This is a genomic window from Peribacillus simplex NBRC 15720 = DSM 1321 (assembly GCF_002243645.1).
GTDB lineage: Bacteria > Bacillota > Bacilli > Bacillales > DSM-1321 > Peribacillus > Peribacillus simplex.
Map to the genome: position 1 here is coordinate 1,922,875 of NZ_CP017704.1, position 19,515 is coordinate 1,942,389.

The 19,515-nt window shown below is 40.1% G+C and carries 18 protein-coding genes and 1 riboswitch; of the genes, 4 read left to right on the forward strand and 14 right to left on the reverse strand.

Annotated elements, in window-relative coordinates; all coding sequences use genetic code 11:
- Window positions 1-284: 284 nt before the first annotated feature.
- The 11 genes from BS1321_RS09165 to BS1321_RS09215 all read right to left on the reverse strand — a co-directional run bounded on the left by BS1321_RS09165 (window position 285) and on the right by BS1321_RS09215 (window position 9,499).
- Window positions 285-1,427 carry a M20 peptidase aminoacylase family protein gene (locus BS1321_RS09165; RefSeq protein WP_063234754.1) on the reverse strand — a complete coding sequence of 381 codons (1,143 nt, stop codon included), beginning with the start codon at window positions 1,425-1,427 and terminating at the stop codon, window positions 285-287.
- Window positions 1,428-1,441: 14 nt separating this feature from the next.
- Window positions 1,442-1,951, reverse strand: coding sequence for a GNAT family N-acetyltransferase (locus BS1321_RS09170; RefSeq protein WP_063234753.1), 510 nt, complete (start codon window positions 1,949-1,951; stop codon window positions 1,442-1,444).
- A 23-nt stretch (window positions 1,952-1,974) separates the two neighbouring features.
- Entirely contained in the window at window positions 1,975-2,745 is a 771-nt protein-coding gene (locus tag BS1321_RS09175) for an amino acid ABC transporter ATP-binding protein (protein WP_063234752.1), read from the reverse strand.
- Window positions 2,742-3,452, reverse strand: a complete 711-nt coding sequence (locus tag BS1321_RS09180) for an amino acid ABC transporter permease (protein WP_063234751.1) — start codon at window positions 3,450-3,452, stop codon at window positions 2,742-2,744. Before BS1321_RS09180 ends, BS1321_RS09175 begins: the two co-directional genes overlap by 4 nt.
- A gap of 20 nt (window positions 3,453-3,472) precedes the next feature.
- Window positions 3,473-4,180: an amino acid ABC transporter permease gene (locus BS1321_RS09185; RefSeq protein ID WP_053344404.1), complete on the reverse strand. Its 708-nt coding sequence runs from the start codon at window positions 4,178-4,180 to the stop codon at window positions 3,473-3,475.
- A 32-nt stretch (window positions 4,181-4,212) separates the two neighbouring features.
- Window positions 4,213-5,037 carry an amino acid ABC transporter substrate-binding protein gene (locus BS1321_RS09190; RefSeq protein ID WP_063234750.1) on the reverse strand — a complete coding sequence of 275 codons (825 nt, stop codon included), beginning with the start codon at window positions 5,035-5,037 and terminating at the stop codon, window positions 4,213-4,215.
- A 20-nt stretch (window positions 5,038-5,057) separates the two neighbouring features.
- Window positions 5,058-5,591, reverse strand: a complete 534-nt coding sequence (locus BS1321_RS09195; RefSeq protein ID WP_063234749.1) for a GNAT family N-acetyltransferase — start codon at window positions 5,589-5,591, stop codon at window positions 5,058-5,060.
- A gap of 136 nt (window positions 5,592-5,727) precedes the next feature.
- On the reverse strand, window positions 5,728-5,988 hold the full coding sequence (locus tag BS1321_RS09200) for a glutaredoxin family protein (RefSeq protein ID WP_063234748.1): 261 nt from the start codon (window positions 5,986-5,988) through the stop codon (window positions 5,728-5,730).
- A gap of 34 nt (window positions 5,989-6,022) precedes the next feature.
- Window positions 6,023-7,357, reverse strand: a complete 1,335-nt coding sequence (locus BS1321_RS09205; RefSeq protein WP_063234747.1) for an LLM class flavin-dependent oxidoreductase — start codon at window positions 7,355-7,357, stop codon at window positions 6,023-6,025.
- 74 nt (window positions 7,358-7,431) lie between these two features.
- Window positions 7,432-8,454: an LLM class flavin-dependent oxidoreductase gene (locus BS1321_RS09210; protein WP_063234746.1), complete on the reverse strand. Its 1,023-nt coding sequence runs from the start codon at window positions 8,452-8,454 to the stop codon at window positions 7,432-7,434.
- A 133-nt stretch (window positions 8,455-8,587) separates the two neighbouring features.
- Window positions 8,588-9,499 carry a LysR family transcriptional regulator gene (locus tag BS1321_RS09215; protein WP_063234849.1) on the reverse strand — a complete coding sequence of 304 codons (912 nt, stop codon included), beginning with the start codon at window positions 9,497-9,499 and terminating at the stop codon, window positions 8,588-8,590.
- A gap of 495 nt (window positions 9,500-9,994) precedes the next feature.
- On the opposite strand from BS1321_RS09215, the gene BS1321_RS09220 reads away from it, so the two are divergent.
- Window positions 9,995-10,207, forward strand: a complete 213-nt coding sequence (locus BS1321_RS09220; protein ID WP_063234745.1) for a hypothetical protein — start codon at window positions 9,995-9,997, stop codon at window positions 10,205-10,207.
- A 95-nt stretch (window positions 10,208-10,302) separates the two neighbouring features.
- Here the strand turns inward: BS1321_RS09220 and BS1321_RS09225 are convergent, their stop codons facing one another.
- A complete protein-coding gene (locus BS1321_RS09225; RefSeq protein WP_063234848.1) occupies window positions 10,303-11,646 on the reverse strand; it encodes an FAD-binding oxidoreductase in 1,344 nt (447 codons plus the stop codon).
- A gap of 272 nt (window positions 11,647-11,918) precedes the next feature.
- A complete protein-coding gene (locus tag BS1321_RS09230) occupies window positions 11,919-13,307 on the reverse strand; it encodes an amino acid permease (protein ID WP_063234744.1) in 1,389 nt (462 codons plus the stop codon).
- A gap of 525 nt (window positions 13,308-13,832) precedes the next feature.
- Window positions 13,833-13,911: riboswitch (glycine riboswitch) on the forward strand.
- Between the two features lie 205 nt (window positions 13,912-14,116).
- On the opposite strand from BS1321_RS09230, the gene BS1321_RS09235 reads away from it, so the two are divergent.
- From BS1321_RS09235 to BS1321_RS09245, 3 genes are all read left to right on the forward strand, one after another.
- The gene (locus BS1321_RS09235; RefSeq protein WP_063234743.1) at window positions 14,117-15,457 is read left to right on the forward strand and encodes an amino acid permease; all 1,341 of its coding nucleotides are present in this window, start codon (window positions 14,117-14,119) and stop codon (window positions 15,455-15,457) included.
- Between the two features lie 294 nt (window positions 15,458-15,751).
- The gene (locus tag BS1321_RS09240; RefSeq protein WP_063234742.1) at window positions 15,752-15,952 is read left to right on the forward strand and encodes a DUF3311 domain-containing protein; all 201 of its coding nucleotides are present in this window, start codon (window positions 15,752-15,754) and stop codon (window positions 15,950-15,952) included.
- Window positions 15,949-17,427 (forward strand): sodium:solute symporter family protein, encoded by a 1,479-nt coding sequence (locus BS1321_RS09245; protein ID WP_063234741.1) that lies wholly within the window; start codon window positions 15,949-15,951, stop codon window positions 17,425-17,427. Before BS1321_RS09240 ends, BS1321_RS09245 begins: the two co-directional genes overlap by 4 nt.
- 595 nt (window positions 17,428-18,022) lie before the next feature.
- On the opposite strand, the gene argH is transcribed toward BS1321_RS09245, so the two are convergent.
- A complete protein-coding gene (gene argH / locus BS1321_RS09255; protein WP_063234739.1) occupies window positions 18,023-19,507 on the reverse strand; it encodes an argininosuccinate lyase in 1,485 nt (494 codons plus the stop codon).
- Window positions 19,508-19,515: the final 8 nt, after the last annotated feature.

Genomic DNA, 19,515 nt, shown 5'->3' on the forward strand with positions numbered 1-19,515 from the left:
TGCCTTTGCCTAATAATTAACCAAGCTCCCGCCTATCATGGTTTGAGATCTATTCTTCTTACCGCAATCAGAATAGGATTCATCAATGAGAGGAAGAGAAAAGGAGAGAGAAGTCTATGAAAAGCTGGAATGAAAGAATGAAGAGTGGCTATGTATGGTAGGTAAAATGGGGGGAATGTTCGCATCATGACTATGCTTGAAATCAAGTTGGAACGAAGCCTTTGGAATTATAACAACAAAGGTGCTAGGCACGAAATCGTGTCTGGCACCTTTGTCAAATATGTTCACCACTTACCATGGTTAGATAATAAATCCTTGGCACTTTCAGATAAAAAATGAGCGGCTTTAATAATGGATTTTTCATCAACAGTAAAAGCTGGATGATGCCAGTCTTCGTTTCCGTTTGTACCAAAAAAGGCAAAGGTACCGGGGATATGTTGTAGGTAATAAGCGAAATCTTCACCACCCATTGAAGGTTCTGGATGGATTACATGCAATGATTGTTGCCGAGCAGACAAGCGGGCCATCTCGGTGACTGCCGGATGATTAAGAAGCGCGGGGGGCCCAGGAAACCAACCAATCGCAGCTTCCAGTGAAAAAGCAGCTGCAATATGATTCACAATTGAATAAAACTTTTCTTTTACTTCTTCGCGTATCTCAGAATTAAAGGTTCGAATCGTTCCTTCCAATATGACGTCGCCCGGAATTACATTCCAAGTGTTTCCGCCTGTTATTCTCGTGACACTCACCACAGCACTATCTAATGGGGATACATTCCGGCTGACGATAGTTTGAAGAGCGGTAATAAGCTGAGCCGCTGCCGCTATTGGATCTTTTCCGTTTTGAGGGATGGCCGCGTGGCTCCCCTTCCCTTGAAGGACAATATGAAAACGGTCCACTGCCGCCATTAACGGACCTTCTTTTATCCCAATGGTGCCGACAGGCAAATTGGGTTTATTGTGCAGACCAATTACAGCCGCTACATCGTCAATTTGACCATCTTTTATCACATGCTCCGCTCCGCCACCTAATTCTTCTGCGGGTTGAAAAAGCAATCGCACTGTCCCGCACAACTCTGATTGATATTCTTTTAAAAGGTAGGCAGCTCCTATTGCAGCTGCCGTATGAAAATCATGGCCGCACGCATGCATCACTCCTTTTACTTTCGAAGCAAACGGAAGCCCAGTTTGTTCCTCAATCGGAAGAGCATCGATATCCGCCCTTATGGCTACTGTCGGTCCGGGTTTGCCACCCTTTATATCTGCAAAAACACCTGTTTTCAATCCTGTATTTCGTATTTCAATGCCCTCTTCCTCGAGCCAATTTTTAATTGATTTTGTCGTTTCAAATTCTTCATTTGATAACTCCGGATATTGATGTAAATGGCGCCTTATCGATATTAAGCGCTTTTCCAGCTCTCGACTCATACAGACGCCTCCTTCTATAAATCTAAGCGATAGCATTTTACTAAAATATCATGATTTTGAAATTCTTTCGTTCGATCCCGTTTAAAGCCAAACCATTCGTATAGTTTTATGGCTTTATGCATCTTATCAGTAGAATGTAAATACAAACTGGACGCACCTTGCGATTTTGCATAAATTACACTAGCTTTTAATAATTCCTGTGCGATACCGCGTCCCCTTGATTCGGGATGAACGGCCAACAACCGAATGATTGGTGAAAGGATCCCAAGTTCCGGCTTTTCATATGCTTTTTCAGATGACTGAAAAAGCTGTAATGTACCAAGGATATCCTGATTGCATTTTGCAACCAACACCTTATCAACATGTGGATTATCCACCGAGGATTCAATATTTTTTAAATATCCTTCCCAAGCTTCCGGGTTCGAATATTCATGTTCATATTGTTGATAACTTTCTACCAATAAGCGGCGCACCGTCTCTTTATCTTCTTCAATCAATTCATCGACCACGATTGTATTAATCATACGTCCTCCTTTGGCCCCTTCCTTTAATTGGCCCTTTCTTCTAAAACCGATAAGGAAAAATCTCTTGATATCCGGTTTAAAAATTGTCTTGTTCGCTCTTCCTTTGGAGCATTGAAAATCTCTAATGGTGCCCCTTCTTCTACAATGACCCCGCCATCCATGAAAAGAACGCGATCCGATATCTCTTTAGCAAAACTCATTTCATGGGTTACAATCACCATCGTGATGCCTTCCTGTGCAATTGCTTTTATGACAGAAAGCACCTCCCCAACCAACTCAGGGTCGAGTGCCGACGTTGGCTCGTCAAATAGAATGACCTCCGGATTTAAAGCAAGTGCCCTGGCAATTCCAACACGTTGCTGTTGACCTCCTGACAATTGCGAAGGGAAATAGTTATGCTTATCTCCCAAACCTACTTTTTCCAATAACAGCTTGCTTTCCCGAATTGCATCAGCTTTCTTATATTTTTTTGTAACAATTAAACCTTCCATTACATTTTCCAAAACAGTTTTATGAGCAAATAAGTTATAATGCTGAAAAACCATCGCCGATTGTCTTCTAAGAGACAAGATTTCCCTTTTAGTCGCCTTCTTAGACTTCACCTGTATATCTCCCACTTGAACGATTCCCTCATCTGGTTTCTCCAGAAAATTCAAGCATCTAAGCAGGGTGGTTTTCCCAGATCCACTTGGTCCAAGAATGGTAACTACTTCTCCCTTGCCTATTTTCAAATTAATTCCTTTTAAAACTGGCTGCTGGTTAAATGATTTTTTTATATCTTTTAAATAAATCATTGTACTCCTCCTCGATTATAGGCAGTGGCCTTTTTCTCAATTAAAAACGAAAGCCCCTCTGCTATGATTGTGAGACCCCAATAAATTAAACCAGCAGCGATAAAAGACTCCAAAAATTTCAAATTGGTGGATGCAACAATATTGGCTGCTCCAGTCATTTCTTTTTGCGATACAATGAATGCAATGGATGACGTATGCAGAAATCCAATGAAAATATTCGTGAAATTCGGGATGGACTGAGCAATGGCCTGTGGCAAAACAATTCGCGTCATGGCTTGAAACGAATTCATACCCACGGAATAGGCTGCCTCAATTTGGCCATTGGAGACACTGATAATTCCCGATCTGAATATTTCAGATAAATAAGCACCCGCACTCAACGATAAGGCGGTTAAGACAAATAAAATAATCGGAATGGAATTAGATTGTATACCCAAATCAAATTTCTTAGAAATTTGATCGATTAATAATGGAAAACCGAAATAAATGAGCATTATGTGCATGATAATCGGTGTTCCTCTAAAGAAGGAAACATAACCATTTGCAACTCTACATAGAAATTTCACTTTATATATCCTAATCAAGGCAACAGCGAGACCGATAATAAAACCTGCAAGAAGAGGAAGCATCGTTAAGATAAGTGTGATCGGAAGTGCTTTAATAATCTCCTTAAAAGCAGTCCAAATAAATAGAATATCAATCGTCAAGTCCTTCCCTCCTCCCTTTGTTATCCAGTAACAGACACATCAACAGTTTGATGCCGATTAATGCGGTTTTCATAAAGTCTGAATATTTTCTCAAACAATAGCACGACTGCATAATAGATAACAGCTAATGAGAGATAGACTTCGAGAGCATGTGCAGTTGCAGCAATTAATGTCTCTCCCCTACCCATCATATCCATTACGCCGATGGTAAAGGCAAGTGAGGTATCCTTCAAGGATCCGATAATAGAGTTTGCGATATTCGGAAAAGCAATCCGTATTGCCTGAGGAAGCACAATTCGAAAAAAACTTTGACTATTATTCATACCAACAGAATAGGCTGCTTCCGTTTGCCCATAATCGACAGCCTTAATCGCTCCTCGGAATATTTCTGCGAAATGCGCCCCATTACTTAATGCATAAGTAATAATGACAAAATACAGAGCATCCATTCTTGAAATATCAATATTAATGAATAAAAGGATTGCAGGCAGTCCATAAAAAACTAGAAATAATTGTATTAAAATAGGCGTTCCCCGAATGAATGAAATATACAAAATGACAAATTGATTCAAAACAGGGATACGAAATAATCTCAGGATGGCTGCCGCTATCCCGATGACCATTCCTAATAAAACGGATGCTGCCAGAATTTGCAATGTTACTCCAAGATAATATATTAACGTCGGAATGAAATCGACGATTAATGAAGGATCAAATGCTTTCCCCATGCTTTAGCACCTCCGCGCTTACTACTATCTAATTAAAATCCTACTGAATAGTCTGCACCCAGCCACTTTTTACTTAGTTCGCTAACTACCCCATCTTTTTTCAGTTCCACAAGTGCTTCATCAATTCTCTTCTGTAAAGGCGTTTCGTCTTTTCTTAGCAAAAAGTATACTTTTGAATTAAGAAGTGGCTCACCCACAACCTTTTGCTGGGCATCTGCTTGTTTATTTAAGAAGTCGACTGCAAATGGTGTAGTAATGGTAGCATCCGCCCGACCAGTTTTGATTTGATTCTTCGTATCATCTACGCCTTGGCCAGAATAGACAATTTCAATACCGGCATTATTTTCTTTATTATACTTTTCAAGAAATACAGCAGAATTGCTCGTTGCACTCACTATCGCTTTTTTTCCTTTTAGATCTTTAATGGAGTGAATATCATTGTTGTCCTGATGAACTGTAACTTGAAGGGGAAAGACATTATATGGTTCTTTATTAAATAGAAATTTTTCTTTTCGTTCATCATTCACCTCCATTTGGTGAGCAACAAAATCTATTTTGTTCGTTTCTAAACTTAATAATAGATTAGAAAATTCCATCGTTTTAAATTCAAATTCATATTCAGGCAGCTTTTCATCGATTTGCCGAACCAACTCGACATCATAACCTGTCAGCTTACCATTACTATCCAAAAAGCAAATATTCGGGAATTGCGTCCCTGTTCCGACAATGATTTTCTGAACTTTTTTATTTTTTGAATCTCCAGAACTTGATTTAGCAGTACTCGTTGTTTCTTTCGAAGAGCAAGCTCCCAAAAAAGTAAGTAGCAGTGCCATAACAATTAATAATGTTTTTTTCATCTCAAATTCCCCCGACGTTTTTAATTACTAACAATTGGTTCTTTATTTTCAATAATGCGATACAGCGTTTCATCTAGAATTTTACGAAGATACACAATTTTTTCTCCATCGTGATCTCGTTCAGCAAAAATCTCATAGCCTCTTCTTTCATAAATGGAAACAAGCCAAGGATGACGATCAGCTGTCGCCAAATAGACGGCCGGCGCTTTCACCTGTTCCCGAAGTGCATTTTCTTCCACCCAGGTTAACAAAGTCGAGCCTATACCTTTTTGTTTGTATAGGGGGTCGACTGCAAACCACCAAATGAATGGGTACGGACTGAAATGATCAGGATCATTCCATGGATGACGAACTGTCACAGTGGAAACAATTTGACCCTCCTGTTCTAAAACATAAGTGAGATTCCGCCTAATATTATTCATCACTAGCTGCAAATCAGCTGTCGCAGCCAGAAAGTTAATATTCAATTCTCTAATTGGTTCATAAGCCCGAAGTGTGACGTTTAGCACTTCTGGAGCATCCTTTACAGTAGCAAGACGGATTAGCTGTGTCATGATTAACTCCCCATTTCTATAACATATTATTTACACAAGAATAGTCGGATTTATATCTGCAATTCCCCATTAAATCACTCGCTCTAGCTCTATTTCATAATGTTCTTAGTCATCTTTTTAAGTCCGTTAAATTTTGTTATTGTAAGCGTTCGAGTACTTTTTCAAGATAAGGTATGCCAATTTCCGTAACACTCTCATATACGTTGCCTCTCCCAATTTCAATAATAGGCACATACCGAACACCATATTTGATTTCTAAAATATCTCGCCGTTCATCATGATTGGTAACATCCACCGTTTGATAAGCGATTTCCTTTTCTTTTAAGTATTGTTTAACTTCTTCGCAATAGTGACAACCTTGTTTTGACCAAACGACGACAGATAACGCTTCTCCCATTTCTTATTCCTCCTTCAATTTTTAAAATAATACTTCAATGATTAATCTTTTCTTTCGTATAACGATTTTCTGGGAATGGAAGCCCCAAGTTGCCTCTTAATGTTTCTGCTTCATATTCAGTACGATATATTCCCCTTTTTTGAAGGATAGGAATCACATAAGATACAAAGTCACTTAAAGCATTGGGAACACTTGAAGCAAAAATAAATCCATCCGCACCCTTCTCTTCGAACCATTGCTGAATCAAATTCGCCACTTTCTCGGGAGTTCCAATAAAAGAAGTCCGGGGTGTAGCCTCTATAAGTGCTACTTGACGAAGCGTTAACTGTTTCTCCTTGGCTTCCTGTTTAATTCGATCAGTCGTACTTCGGAAACTGTTTTTTCCGATGTCTCCGAGATCTGGGAAAGGTGCATCCAGTTCATATTGGGTAAAATCATGATGATCGAAATATCGTCCCAAATAGTCAAGCGCCTTATCTATAGAAACCAGGTTAGCGAGTTCTTGGTATTTGTGCTCAGCCTCTTCCTCAGTTGCACCAATGATTGGCGCGATACCTGGCAGAATAACAATTTCAGCAGGTTTTCTCCCGAATGCAATAGCCCTGTTTTTTACATCTTGATAAAAAATCTTGGCATCTTCCAAAGTTGGTTGACCTGTAAAGATTGCATCCGCTTCTTTAGCCGCAAGATTTTTTCCAGCTTCTGATGAACCTGCTTGAAAAACGACAGGTCTCCCCTGTTTAGATCTAGCAATGTTGAGTGGTCCTTGCACGGAGAAAAATTCTCCTTTATGTTTTAATTGATGCATTTTAGAAGGCTCAAAAAACTCACCGGACTCTTTATCCCGAGTAAACGCGTCATCCTCCCATGAATCCCAAAGCCCTTTGGTAACTTTTATATATTCTGATGCTATCCGATAGCGTTTGGCATGATCAGGGTGTTCTTCAATTGTTTTGTTATAGTTCAAGGCCGTACTCTCAAGAGGGGTAGTAACAAGGTTCCATCCGCCACGACCTTGACTAATGTGATCAAGTGAAGCAAATTGCCGGGCTACAGTAAATGGCTCACTGTATGAGGTGGAAACTGTTCCGACAAGCCCTATTCTTGATGTGAAAGCAGCGAGTGCGGATAAAATGGTAAGTGGTTCAAATCGATTTAAAAAATGCGGAATTGACTTCTCATTGATAAACAAACCGTCAGCAATGAAAAGTAAATCGAACTTTCCCTCTTCAGCCTTCTGGGCCTGCTCCTTATAAAATTCAAGACTAACACTGGCATCTGCTTGAATATCAGGATGTCTCCAACCAGATATACTCCCTCCAACTCCATGAATAAGCGCTCCAAATTTCAACTTTCTCTGCTCAGACATCAATACTCCTCCTTTAATTAATCGGTATTTAGCTTTGCTGACATCTAGCATCTTCCCTATTTACTGAAGACTTTTTAATTTTGGCTCGTAACGTGTTTCTGTTCAGATAAGGCTAATTGAAGTGGACTCAACAATCGGAATGATCTTAACCTTTCTGCTTCCTTTAAAATCGGCGAATGTAGGATAAACTCATCTACCCCGTACTTTTCTTGTAAATTTGATAAGACTTCTTTTACATAAGAGGGAGTTCCAGCAATAATATTGGAATCCTGTTCTTCAATTTCATAAGACTCCCCAGATTGCTTCCCAAATAACTCTGCTTGCACCAGTGTTTGGACCGTAACAGAACGACCGCTTTTAAGATGAACTTTCACAATCTTCTGATCACCTGTTAACTGTTCTGCTTCCTGTTGTGAAGGAGCAGCAATCACTGAAACCGATACCTTAAAGCTCCCAGTTGGAAAGATACTTTTGTAAATGCGTGAAGCATCTTCGAGTACAGTCTCATTACTATTGATAAATCGGGCAAATACATAAGCTATACCAAGATCGGCTGCTAGCCTGGCACTGTCAGCACTTGCACCAAGCAGAAACATCTTTGGCTTTTTTGAAGGGAGTGGTGTCGCTTGAATGCCTGCAAGCGGGTGAGTTTCATTAACTGAATTTTCGATTATTTTTTGCAAGAAAGATAACCGCTCTTCGAAATCTTTTCCATCATTCACAGTTCCAAACTGTAGTGCCTTCGTTGATAAGGGGAGACCACCTGGTGCCTTTCCGATGCCAAGGTCTACCCTGCCTGGCGAAAGATTTGATAACACGTGAAAGTTTTCCGCCACTTTATATGGACTATAATGCTGAAGCATAACACCTCCGGACCCTACCCGAATCGATTTTGTTTGGGCTAATAAATAAGAAATCAATACTTCCGGGGAGGACCCCGCTAACTGTTCGGCATGATGATGTTCCGATACCCAGAAACGAGTATAACCCCACTCTTCTGCATGTCTAGCCAGATTAATGGTTTGCTGTAGTGCATCAAATGCTGAAGCTCCTGGAAATATCGGGCTCTGGTCTAAAATGCCAAGCTTATAACTCATATTCTCTCCTCCGCTTTAATTCAAAGTTTACTTATGCGAATAATTATATTTTGACTTATCCTATCACCTAAAACATGCTAATGGCAATGGTTTTACTAATAGAAAAAAATATTGTATTGATAGAAAATATCTATCAATTCGATTGTATCTGTAATTGCTGATGGTTTTTCTCAAATTTCCGAATTGATAAAAGAATGTCTTTCCATAGTAAGGGTGATTCCAACCCGTGATTTAAATGCGTTAGATAGATATGCTGCTTTATCTTGATTAAATGTGACACATCCACTTCAACCAGAGTGCCCTGTTCCAACTCTTTTTTAATACATAAGTACGGTAAAAATCCGATACAGCTTCTGCTAAGAATTAACGACTTCGCCACTTCCAGGTGATCAACCTGAAATTCAATGCGCGGCTCTACATTAGATACTTCAAAAATTTTATGAACGTGGTTCCAGTCAAACGCACCGCACTCAAAAAATACCAACGGCTCCATTGCTAATTCCTGTACTGTTAGCTCAGTTTGAAGTTGAAATGGATGTCCTGGATACACGACTAAACGAATTGAATTATCAAGGGTTTTGTAATTTTGCAGACCACTATGTGTAACATCCTTCATAAAGGCTATATCAACCTGTTTCTGAAGCAATTTTTCCATTAATGCATCATTTGTTGCTGAAATAAATTTAAAGCGTAAATTGGGGTTTTCCTTTTTCCATAGAGGAAGAGCATATGGAATAAAGTATTGCGATGTAATGATATTAGCCCCTATTGTTATTTCCTCCAGTTCGCTTCCTGTTTTCAATTGCTTTTTCCCCTGGTGAAAGGTACGAATAATTTGATCAGCAAATGGAATGAAGGCTTTCCCTTTTTCAGTTAAAATAATCCCTCTCCCTTGCCTCTCAAATAGTACTGAATCGAGTTCACTCTCAAGCGTCTTAATTCTTGCGGAAACCGTCGGTTGTGATAAAAACATTGCCTCTGCGGCTTTATGAAAACTATTAAGGTGAACAACATACATAAAAGCTTCAATATGATCAATATTCATCTTGCCAACTCCTTTTTCCAAAATGAACGCCAAAAGCTCCTGTTCGCTTATCGCGTTCAGGAGCTTTTGGTTGTCCAATCAGCTCATCCTCTTATAATAATTCTTTCTCCGATTTTAATCTTATAAAACCAATAAGTAAAGTGTAATTTAATTAACTGAACAACCAACAAGTCACGATATATTTATTACGATTTCATACAACATGATATTCAAGGAACGTAATACTATTTATGCAGATGAAATTTTAAGGATTCTAAGTAAATAAAACTAATAATTTCATTCTCTTTCTGCCTGTTTTTCAGTCCTAAGGGTGTATCTATTTTACGAATTTGTATTGTCCATAAATTTTGCATAGTTTATTTAAATTGTTTATCCCAATGGACTTGGCCGTTAAAATCCATCCTGTCTACGTTATATTTTTTTCTCCTTATAAAAAAGAAAAGAAAGGTCATCCTAATGGAGTAATTCCAATAATGACATAAGGAGAGAAACTACATGCCTCAACAACAAATTGATATCAATCAATTAAATCAAGCAAAAGCAAACGTTACCCTTACGCAAACCTTACTTTCACAAGCAATTGAAAAATCTTCCTCTGATCCAACTTTGGCACAAGAAGCCATTAAACAAGCTGCTCAAGAAATCGCACAAGCCCAATCTTCCGTAAATCAGGTTTACAGTGCAGTGCAAACGCCGCAAGCCGAATGATTTTGGGGAAATGAAAATAAAAGAGGCCTATATCCCACTTGAGGAATAGGCCTTTTAATAACGAATGTTTTTCGTGCATCCAAGCTTTTTCAACCTCACTTATTTAATGGAGGTATGCTTTGAGGGAACTTAAACGTATTGTATGGATCATACCTCGTTTTCACTTCTCGAAGCCGTTTGAAATTTTCCCCATAGTAGGCGGTTGGCCAATCTTTAATGAGAGTATCCGGCCAATTTACGTAGTCACCGGTAGTAAATGGTGATAAAGCGTGTTTCAGGTCCTTGATCCACCGAATATTTTGCCGTTCTTCTTCTGGATTGGTCCATGTAGCCTGATACTCCTGGGCGATGATGGCATCGCGATAATAAAAAGCTGTCTCCTTTGGATCTTTAAGACCCGCCACTCCTCCTAGAGATTGGTGCCAAATGGCTGCATTTTCATTTGGAGCATTTCCTAAAAAATGTTTCATGGTCATGATTGCTTGCTGTGGAAAAGCTTTTTCAATGAAAGATCCTGACCTCTTTCGATGAGCCGGTTGATTTCCACTTGGATAATCAAAGAATCGCACAGCTTCAATGTATGGGACTTCCTTTATCATGACATTTATTGGTGAACCAGTTTTTGTCAAAGGCTTTAAAAGCTGCTTCAATCTTTGTGACGTTCCAACAAATTCACCTTTAGCAATAATTTCGTTTGCTTCCTTTGCCTTGAATTCTATTTCTGAAGTTAAGCATTCATCAGCCTGAGGGGCCCAATCCTGCCACGCTTCAAACACCGCTTCGAAATCTTCCCACCCCCATGTGACGGAGAAAACGGATACCCTTGATACGGGGTGTACCCTGAAAGTAAGAGAAGTGATAATCCCGAAGTTTCCACCTCCTCCACCGCAGCTTGCCCAAAATAAATCACTATTAATTTTCCTGTTTGCTTTAATGAGTTTGGCGCCCCTCTTTCCACACGCCCTTACCATTTCTATTTCAAGAAGATTGTCACAAGTAAGTCCAAAGCGCCTCGTTAACATACCTATTCCACCGCCGAGCGTAAGACCTACAAGACCAACACTGCTTTCGGTCCCTGCCGGAATCGTCGTGCCATAGTTCCATAGCTTATTATATACTCGGCCTAAATCAGCTCCGGCTTCAATTTTTGCGATCATTTTTTCACGATTGACCTTGATATTGTACATTTCACTAATATCAATGATTAGACCGCCATTCACTAATGAAAAATTTTCATAACTATGCCTGCCGCTCCTAACCCGGAAAGGTGTATGATTTTCCCGGGCCCACTTCAGTGAATTCAATACATCATTGGAATTTTGACAAAACACAATGACCTTTGGGAATTTAGAAAAACTTAAGTTATTATTTACCCTGGCTTGCTCATACTCAGCATCATTTGGTGTAACGATACGCCCGGTAAGCTTTGTTCTTTCCAAAATATAACCCCTTCCTCGGGTTAAGATGTTACATCCTATGAAAAAACCTGGCTGGAAGACACATTCCATAAGCTTTTTGATTCATTCACCCTGCTGGCCCTCCCTTGTTATGGGGGCAAATTAGCTTTACTCGTGAATTCAACTACTTTACTCGTGAATTTCGCAGAATTACTCGTGAATTCCACAGTTTTACTCGTGAACTCCAACAATTGATCCACAATGACAAAAAAAGCCCTTCTCGAATTAAGAGAAGGGCTTTCTAATAGAATTTCTTATCCCGAAATCTCATCATCGGATTTAACATCCAATGGTGTTCGTTTATCCATTTTCAGCATGTAATAACTTGCCACGACCAAGGCTAAGAAAACGATTCCGACAACCAAGGAAATCCGGGTACTCGGATTGAACCACATACCGACCAGCACCATCAGCAAAAAGGCAATTGTCGCATAGTTACTGTAAGGGGCCAACGGCATCTTGAACGGATGTTTCTCCATTTCAGCTGCATTTACCTTTCTGAACTTCAGCTCACTGATAAGTAAGACAAACCATGGAATCATCCCAGGTAAAACACTCGCACTATATACATAAAGGAATAGTTGCGGCGGTGCAAGGTAGTTCAGGACAACACCAATGCCCAGGCCTAAAAGTACAGCGATCGTACAATAGGCCGGCACTCCATTTTTAGATACTTTTGCAAATATTTTCGGAGCTTGGCCGTTCAATGCTAATGTGTAAAGCATACGACCTGCACTGAAAATCCCACTGTTACATCCAGACATGGCTGCTGTGATAACGACAAAGTTAATGATTCCTGCCGCTGCTGTGATACCTATTTTAGCAAAGGTTGAAACGAATGGACTTCCTAAGTCATCCAGTTGATCCCAAGGGAAGACTGTCACGATAACGAATATGGCGCCAATATAAAAGATTAAAATGCGCCATATGATTGATTGGATCGCTTTTGTTACGGTCTTCGTTGGATTTTTCGCTTCTCCGGCAGTGATGCCGATAAGCTCAACGCCTTGATAGGAAGCCACGACAAGGGAAAGCGCGAAGAAGAATCCTGTCCAGCCCCCCGTGAAGAAGCCGCCGTTTGCCCAAAGATTCGATAATCCAATTGCGTCTCCACCATTCCCTATTCCAAAGAAGATAAGGCCAAGGCCGGCAATGATCATCAATACAATCGTTATTATTTTTATAAGCGCAAACCAAAATTCAAATTCCCCGAAGGATTTAACGGAAATGAGGTTGGCCGCTCCCAAGATGATCATGGCGACCACACCTGGTATCCAAGCAGGTAACTCCGGGAACCAATATTGCATATACAACCCAACCGCGATAATTTCGGACATTCCGACGATTACCCATTGAAACCAATTGCTCCAAGCAGTCATATAACCTGCCAAAGGATGTATATAGCTGCTCGCAAAGGTTGCAAAAGAACCTGTAGTCGGTTCTAAATATAGCATCTCACCCATAGAACGCATGATGAAAAAAATAAAAATACCTGCGATGGCATACGCAAGCATTACAGAGGGCCCGGTCCATTTGATCGTGCTCGCCGATCCCATGAATAACCCGACTCCGATGGTTCCGCCCAAAGCTATCATTTGAATATGACGTGCTTCCAGCCCTCGCTTTAATTCCTTGTTTGACATGATTAACTCCCCCAGATGCAATATAAGCGGCATGCTTTTCTATCCTTGCCAACCACTGTACTCTCTATTAATTATTGCGGTTAGAAATTTTCTATCGAAACAATATCAATAATACTTTAATTTTATTTTCTTATCTTATAATAGTAAATATTCTGTAAAAATACAAATGTATTTTTCAAATAAACAGTTGCCAAATATATCTTGGCGATTTTTCCAATCTAAAAATATCATTTTAATAAAGCGATGATCAGTATTTTATAATAGTGATGATTCAAAAAGAGTGGAAAAAAATCATATTTACTTGGAGTCCCTCCAAGTAACCGTTAATAAATAAAAAAACTTAAACGCCTGTTAACTACCAAAATAATTTGTTGACCTATATAAGAATAGATGATAGAATTCCAATATTATTTTATAAGCATAATGAATGTTCAAGCGTGAAAGAGCCTTTCATCTCTTTCACAGACAGACATTTTCACAACCGCATACAAGCAAGCGATGAATGCTATGGATAACACTATAGCAGGAGCAGCTTCTGGAGAGACTGTACAAGATGCAGCGCCGAAGGATTCACAATCTCAGGCAAAAGGACAGAAGAGTAACGAATGATAAATTGTTATTCTGAACCCTTTAAGAGATTGGTATTATCCAATCTCTTTTTTTATTGTCCACTTTGTGTTTGTACGTAAATAACACACTCGTGAAACCATTAGGAAAGGAAGCTGGGCGAAAAATCACGTCCCTCTCTCCAAGACCGTGCAGGTTTGAAATCATTCACTACCAAGACTATAAAGATGGGGGCGTACGAATTGGCTAAACAAGAATTAAAAAGAGATTTAAAGAATCGTCATGTACAACTGATTGCAATAGGAGGAACCATTGGTACCGGTTTATTTTTAGGATCAGGAAAAGCCATACAATTGGCGGGTCCATCCATCATCTTTACCTATCTAATCATAGGGATTTCCTTGTTTTTTGTCATGAGGGCTTTAGGGGAATTGCTTTTATCCAACGCAGGGTATACGTCATTCACTGAATTCGCAACCGAATATATCGGTCCATGGGCCGGGTTCGTCACCGGATGGACCTATTGGTTCTGTTGGATCATGACCGCAATGGCCGATATCATCGCTGTCGGTGTCTATATCCAATACTGGTTCGATATCCCTCAATGGGTCCCGGCTCTAATATGCCTTGTCGTTCTGTTAGGATTGAACCTATTGACCGTTAAGTTATTTGGCGAATTGGAATTCTGGTTTGCCATCATTAAAGTAATCACGATCATCGCCTTGATCATCGTAGGAATCTTTCTTTTGATCATCGGCTTCAAAACAAATACAGGAACAGTTTCCGTAACGAACTTATGGAGTCATGGGGGTATGTTCCCCAATGGCATTTCCGGATTCCTGTTATCTTTACAGTTGGTCGTCTTCTCCTTTGTAGGGGTCGAATTGGTCGGGGTTTCCGCAGCAGAGACGGCGAACCCGAGAAAAAACATTCCGTCGGCCATCAATAAAATCCCCGTCCGGATTTCACTTTTTTACGTAGGTGCCCTATTCGTCATTCTCTGCGTAAACCCTTGGACACAATTGGATGCCTCGAGCAGCCCATTTGTTGAAGTATTTGCATTAATCGGCATTCCTGTCGCTGCAGGGGTCATCAATTTCGTTGTTTTGACATCTGCTGCTTCTGCATGCAACAGCGGTTTGTTTTCAACAAGCCGAATACTTTATACGTTAAGCAAGAATGACGAAGCCCCTGCTAAGCTTGCAAAATTAAATAAGCAGGCTGTTCCAAGCAATGCCTTGCTGACATCAACGATCGTTGTCTCACTAGGGGCATTGTTAAGCAAATTGATACCGGAACAGGCATTTACCGTTGTGACGACCATAAGTGCCATCTGTTTCATTTGGGTATGGAGCATCATTTTGATTTCCCATATCAAATATTCGAAAACACGACCGGACTTAAGAGCCGAATCGACTTTCAAGGCTCCTTTTACACCCTTTGTCAATTACGCCATTTTAGGATTATTCCTGTTCATCCTAATCGTTATGCTATTCGCTGAAGCTACACGACTATCACTGCTCTTGACCCCAATCTGGTTCATACTCTTGGTGATACTATATAACTATCGGAAAAGAAGATAGCTAATGGAAATAAAGCCTTGAACTCAATATGAATTCAAGGCTTTATCCGTCTTATGAAACACTTCAGGGTTCGGCTGTCTGCGCGTTGTTGCTAAAATATATCAGGCAACTGCATTAAATTTTATATCAAAATAGTGTAAGCTAATATATATTAGCGGTCCTTCTTTAAAGAAGGTCAATCCGTCATGTATGAATTTTTCATCCCGGTTTGGTCCACCCATCCATCAGTGGCATTGAAGAATAAACCCCCATTGGTGGACGTTTCACTTTATTTAAAACGGAGGGGTTTGTTTAATGAAGATTATATATATTCTTACTCTAGTTCCTTTTATAGGCATACTAGGATTTCTACCTTTTGTTAATAAAATAGAACCATATGTATTAGGGATGCCTTTCAATATGTTCTGGATGGCTATGTGGGTGGTCCTTACCTCTGCCATACTGGGCATCATGTATATGCTGGATCCCAGGAATCGGGAAGGTGACCAGGAATGAATATTGCTCTCTTAATCATTTTAGCATTTTTACTTCTATCGATATTTTTAGGCATACGCTCTTCAAAAGGGAAAGATATGGACTTGGAACAATGGACGGTGGGCGGACGTGGTTTTGGTGCGATTTTCGTCTTTCTGCTGATGGCCGGGGAAATCTATACGACCTTCTCCTTCCTTGGCGGCAGCGGCTGGGCTTATGGCAAGGGCGCACCCGCTCTATATGTTCTAATTTACATTACTTTGTCTTACGTATTATCCTATTGGCTCCTACCGGAAATATGGAGATATGCCAAAGAAAATAAACTGATGTCTCAATCCGATTTCTTTGTAAGCAAATATAAGAGTCCCAGTTTAGGAATTTTGGCTGCGCTTGTCGGTGTGGTGTCCATGATTCCAGTGATCGTCGTGCAGCTGAAAGGATTGGGGATCATTGTCTCAGAAGCATCTTATGGTGCCATCTCAATGTCTGAGGCAGTTTGGATGGGGGCAATCAGCCTTACCATTTATGTGATGATCTCCGGTATACACGGTTCAGTTTGGACAGCGGTCATTAAAGATATCATGATGGTCGCCATAATAGGATTCTTAGGGATTTATCTGCCGATTCATTACTTTGGCGGATTTCAGCCGATGTTTGAAGCGATTGATGCGGTCAAGCCTGGTTTTCTAAAGTTCCCTGATCAGGGTCTTAGCGTATCATGGTTTATCTCCACGGTAATATTGCTCGTATTCGGTTTCTATATGTGGCCCCAAGTTTTCAGTGCTGTTTATTCAGCACGCAGCGGCAAGGTATTTCGAAAAAATGCCATCATCAGCCCTTTATATACACTCATGCTGTTATTCGTCTTTTTCGTTGGGTTTACAGCTATATTGAAAGTGCCCGGACTTGTTGGGGCAGATGCAGACCTCTCATTGCTGCGCCTTTCGATCGAGACCTTTGATCCATGGTTTATAGGCATAATCGGCGGAGCTGGATTGTTGACCGCATTGGTACCGGGATCCATGCTTTTGATGAGCGTCGCTACACTGCTCGCGAAAAACGTCTATAAGGAATTTGCACCTGCAGTATCCGATCGCCACGTTGTACGATTGGCAAAGTTCCTTGTTCCAGTCATCGCCCTTATAGCCGTCTACTTCACCCTAAGCGGCGGCGAAACGATGTCAGCATTAATTCTTATGGGATACAGTCTCATCACACAGCTTTTCCCGTCCCTTCTCTTTAGTCTGAAAAGGAATAATCCGATCAATAAATTTGGCGCAATTGCCGGCATCATCACAGGATTGGCCATCGTAATCTGCATTACACTCAGTCATTCGACAATAGGAACCTTATTTCCATCCTTGCCGCAAGCAGCGAAAGATTTGAATGTGGGAATCATCGCATTGGCAGTCAATTTCATTGTGATGATCACAGTAAGTCTTGCTTTCAGAAAGCACGCGGTTCAGTTGGAACCTAAAACCGTTAACGATATATGAAGCAATCTCTAATGCTAGTTATTTTGGATAAAGAAACATTAGAAGAACATCGGAAGGCTCAGTCAAAAGACTGAGCCTTCCTTATTATCGACATCCAAAGTCATAATGTCCTATTTCTAAAGAGTGATTATAGAAAGTTAATAGCAGACAAAAAACAATGTCTCATAATAAACTACTAATCTTTTTTGTTTATAATCAAATCCCCTATTTTAACTAATAAATACAACGAAAAAATAATCATCAAGGTTCTGGCTACTACTAGACCATCAATAGCTAATGCATACCCTTTAGGTATTAATAATTTAGGATTTAAGCAAAAAGTAATCGATATTACGAAAGCTATTAAAATCAGGATAAAACCGAACTGAGATCTATTTGACATTAACATTCCGCCTTATATTATGGATTTTACAAATAATAGCATCGTTTTTGGGAATAATCTACATTTATTATCATTAGGGAGATCTCAGTTGCAAAAAAACAAAATAAATAGCCACCCTAATAAAGAATGACTATCTATTATGAAATATGAGCTTTCGCAGTTAGCAGATAAAATACATCCCGTTTAAACTCATTTCCTTTTTACCTCGTACCTTCAGTAATCCACTAAAGCCTTCCTGCAATCATTCAATGTTTTGACCACTTCCTTATATTCCTGCAACTCTTGATCCAGTTTTTGTTTTCTATTTACAATCATCCTCGTAACCTCTTTCGGGCTAGGCCCGCCTTGAATGCTTCTAATCTCCACAAAATATTCGGGAGAGATTATTTTTTCCCATTCATCTTCTGCTAAGTTCACTGAAACGAATTCATTGATAATCTTGTTGATTTCTTGTGTGTCCCAATCATATAGCTCTTTCCCTTCACTAATTGACCTTTTTGCAATATGACTGGCTATGGTATGCGCTTTTCTAAATGATATGTCGTAATCTCTTGATAGGGTATCCGCTAATTCAGTAACCGTTATACTGGATTTTGCGGCCATTTTCTTTGTATGTTCTTCATTTACTTTCAAAGTCGATATGACGGCATACATTATTTTCATGACACGTCCTGCGTTCGAAAAAGCTCGATATAAATGCGGCTGTAAATCATCTTCCGTATCTACGATATCACCAAATGGTGTATTGTGGATCATATTCATTGCAGCAAGTGCATCACCATAAGAACTGCTTGCAATCGAACGGGAATGTTCAATTGAGACTGGATTTCTTTTTTGCGGCATGATGCTGCTCACTTGAACATAAGGATCCGCCACATGAAATGTACCAAACTCCCTTGTCACATGCTGCAGGAAATCTTGAATCCATCTTCCAGTATTGACCATGCACGTCATGATGGCAGTTGCGGTTTCCAATAAATAATCTGCCCCGCCTATCGAGTCATAGGAATTCTCAATCACCGAATCAAATCCAAGCAGTTCAGCAGTACGGTTCCGGCTGATCGGAAAACCGGTAGTCGTTAACGCGGCCGCGCCCAAAGGGGATTGGTTAACCGTTTCATAGGCTGCCCATAACCGTCCAATATCCCTTTGAAGCACATCATAAATGGCTAAAAAGTAATGTCCTATCGTAGTCGGCTGAGCCGGTTGGGTATGCGTGTAACCTGTAATATAGGTTTCTGTATGTTTTTCAGCCTGCACCAAGAATGCCTCACTCAAATGGTTTGCATAGCCAATCAATTGGAGCAGATGACCTCTCAAAACAAGCCGGTACATCGCAACTCCCATATCATTACGACTGCGCCCGATATGAATCTTTCCTGCAAGTTCATGACCGATTTCCTCACCGATCTTAGCCTCCATCATAAAAAATAAGTCTTCGAATTGAGGCTGATAGGTCAGCAGGGTAAAATCTGTTTGGGCCACTTTCCGAATCCCATCAAGCATGGTTTTGGCCTCTTCATCTTTAATGATCTTTTGTTCCGAAAGCATGATGACATGTGCCCGATGAATATCGAACATCGCATGGAATAAGAAATCTCTTTGATCATTAAAAACAGGCATCAGAAGCTCTTCTGCATATGTTTTTCCGGGAAAGACACTACCTTCATTTTTGATAAATTCTTCAAGCCTGCTCATCTTTGAAC

What these genes read in the sequence shown, in the direction of transcription:
- BS1321_RS09210 (WP_063234746.1), bottom strand. Translation starts at nt 8,454, where the DNA reads ATGAGTTATAAGCTTGGCATTTTAGACCAGAGCCCGATATTTCCAGGA.
- BS1321_RS09230 (WP_063234744.1), bottom strand. Translation starts at nt 13,307, where the DNA reads ATGTCAAACAAGGAATTAAAGCGAGGGCTGGAAGCACGTCATATTCAA.
- BS1321_RS09200 (WP_063234748.1), bottom strand. Translation starts at nt 5,988, where the DNA reads ATGGGAGAAGCGTTATCTGTCGTCGTTTGGTCAAAACAAGGTTGTCAC.
- BS1321_RS09165 (WP_063234754.1), bottom strand. Translation starts at nt 1,427, where the DNA reads ATGAGTCGAGAGCTGGAAAAGCGCTTAATATCGATAAGGCGCCATTTA.
- BS1321_RS09195 (WP_063234749.1), bottom strand. Translation starts at nt 5,591, where the DNA reads ATGACACAGCTAATCCGTCTTGCTACTGTAAAGGATGCTCCAGAAGTG.
- BS1321_RS09245 (WP_063234741.1), top strand. Translation starts at nt 15,949, where the DNA reads ATGAATATTGCTCTCTTAATCATTTTAGCATTTTTACTTCTATCGATA.
- BS1321_RS09190 (WP_063234750.1), bottom strand. Translation starts at nt 5,037, where the DNA reads ATGAAAAAAACATTATTAATTGTTATGGCACTGCTACTTACTTTTTTG.
- argH (WP_063234739.1), bottom strand. Translation starts at nt 19,507, where the DNA reads ATGAGCAGGCTTGAAGAATTTATCAAAAATGAAGGTAGTGTCTTTCCC.
- BS1321_RS09185 (WP_053344404.1), bottom strand. Translation starts at nt 4,180, where the DNA reads ATGGGGAAAGCATTTGATCCTTCATTAATCGTCGATTTCATTCCGACG.
- BS1321_RS09170 (WP_063234753.1), bottom strand. Translation starts at nt 1,951, where the DNA reads ATGATTAATACAATCGTGGTCGATGAATTGATTGAAGAAGATAAAGAG.
- BS1321_RS09240 (WP_063234742.1), top strand. Translation starts at nt 15,752, where the DNA reads ATGAAGATTATATATATTCTTACTCTAGTTCCTTTTATAGGCATACTA.
- BS1321_RS09175 (WP_063234752.1), bottom strand. Translation starts at nt 2,745, where the DNA reads ATGATTTATTTAAAAGATATAAAAAAATCATTTAACCAGCAGCCAGTT.
- BS1321_RS09205 (WP_063234747.1), bottom strand. Translation starts at nt 7,357, where the DNA reads ATGTCTGAGCAGAGAAAGTTGAAATTTGGAGCGCTTATTCATGGAGTT.
- BS1321_RS09220 (WP_063234745.1), top strand. Translation starts at nt 9,995, where the DNA reads ATGCCTCAACAACAAATTGATATCAATCAATTAAATCAAGCAAAAGCA.
- BS1321_RS09215 (WP_063234849.1), bottom strand. Translation starts at nt 9,499, where the DNA reads ATGAATATTGATCATATTGAAGCTTTTATGTATGTTGTTCACCTTAAT.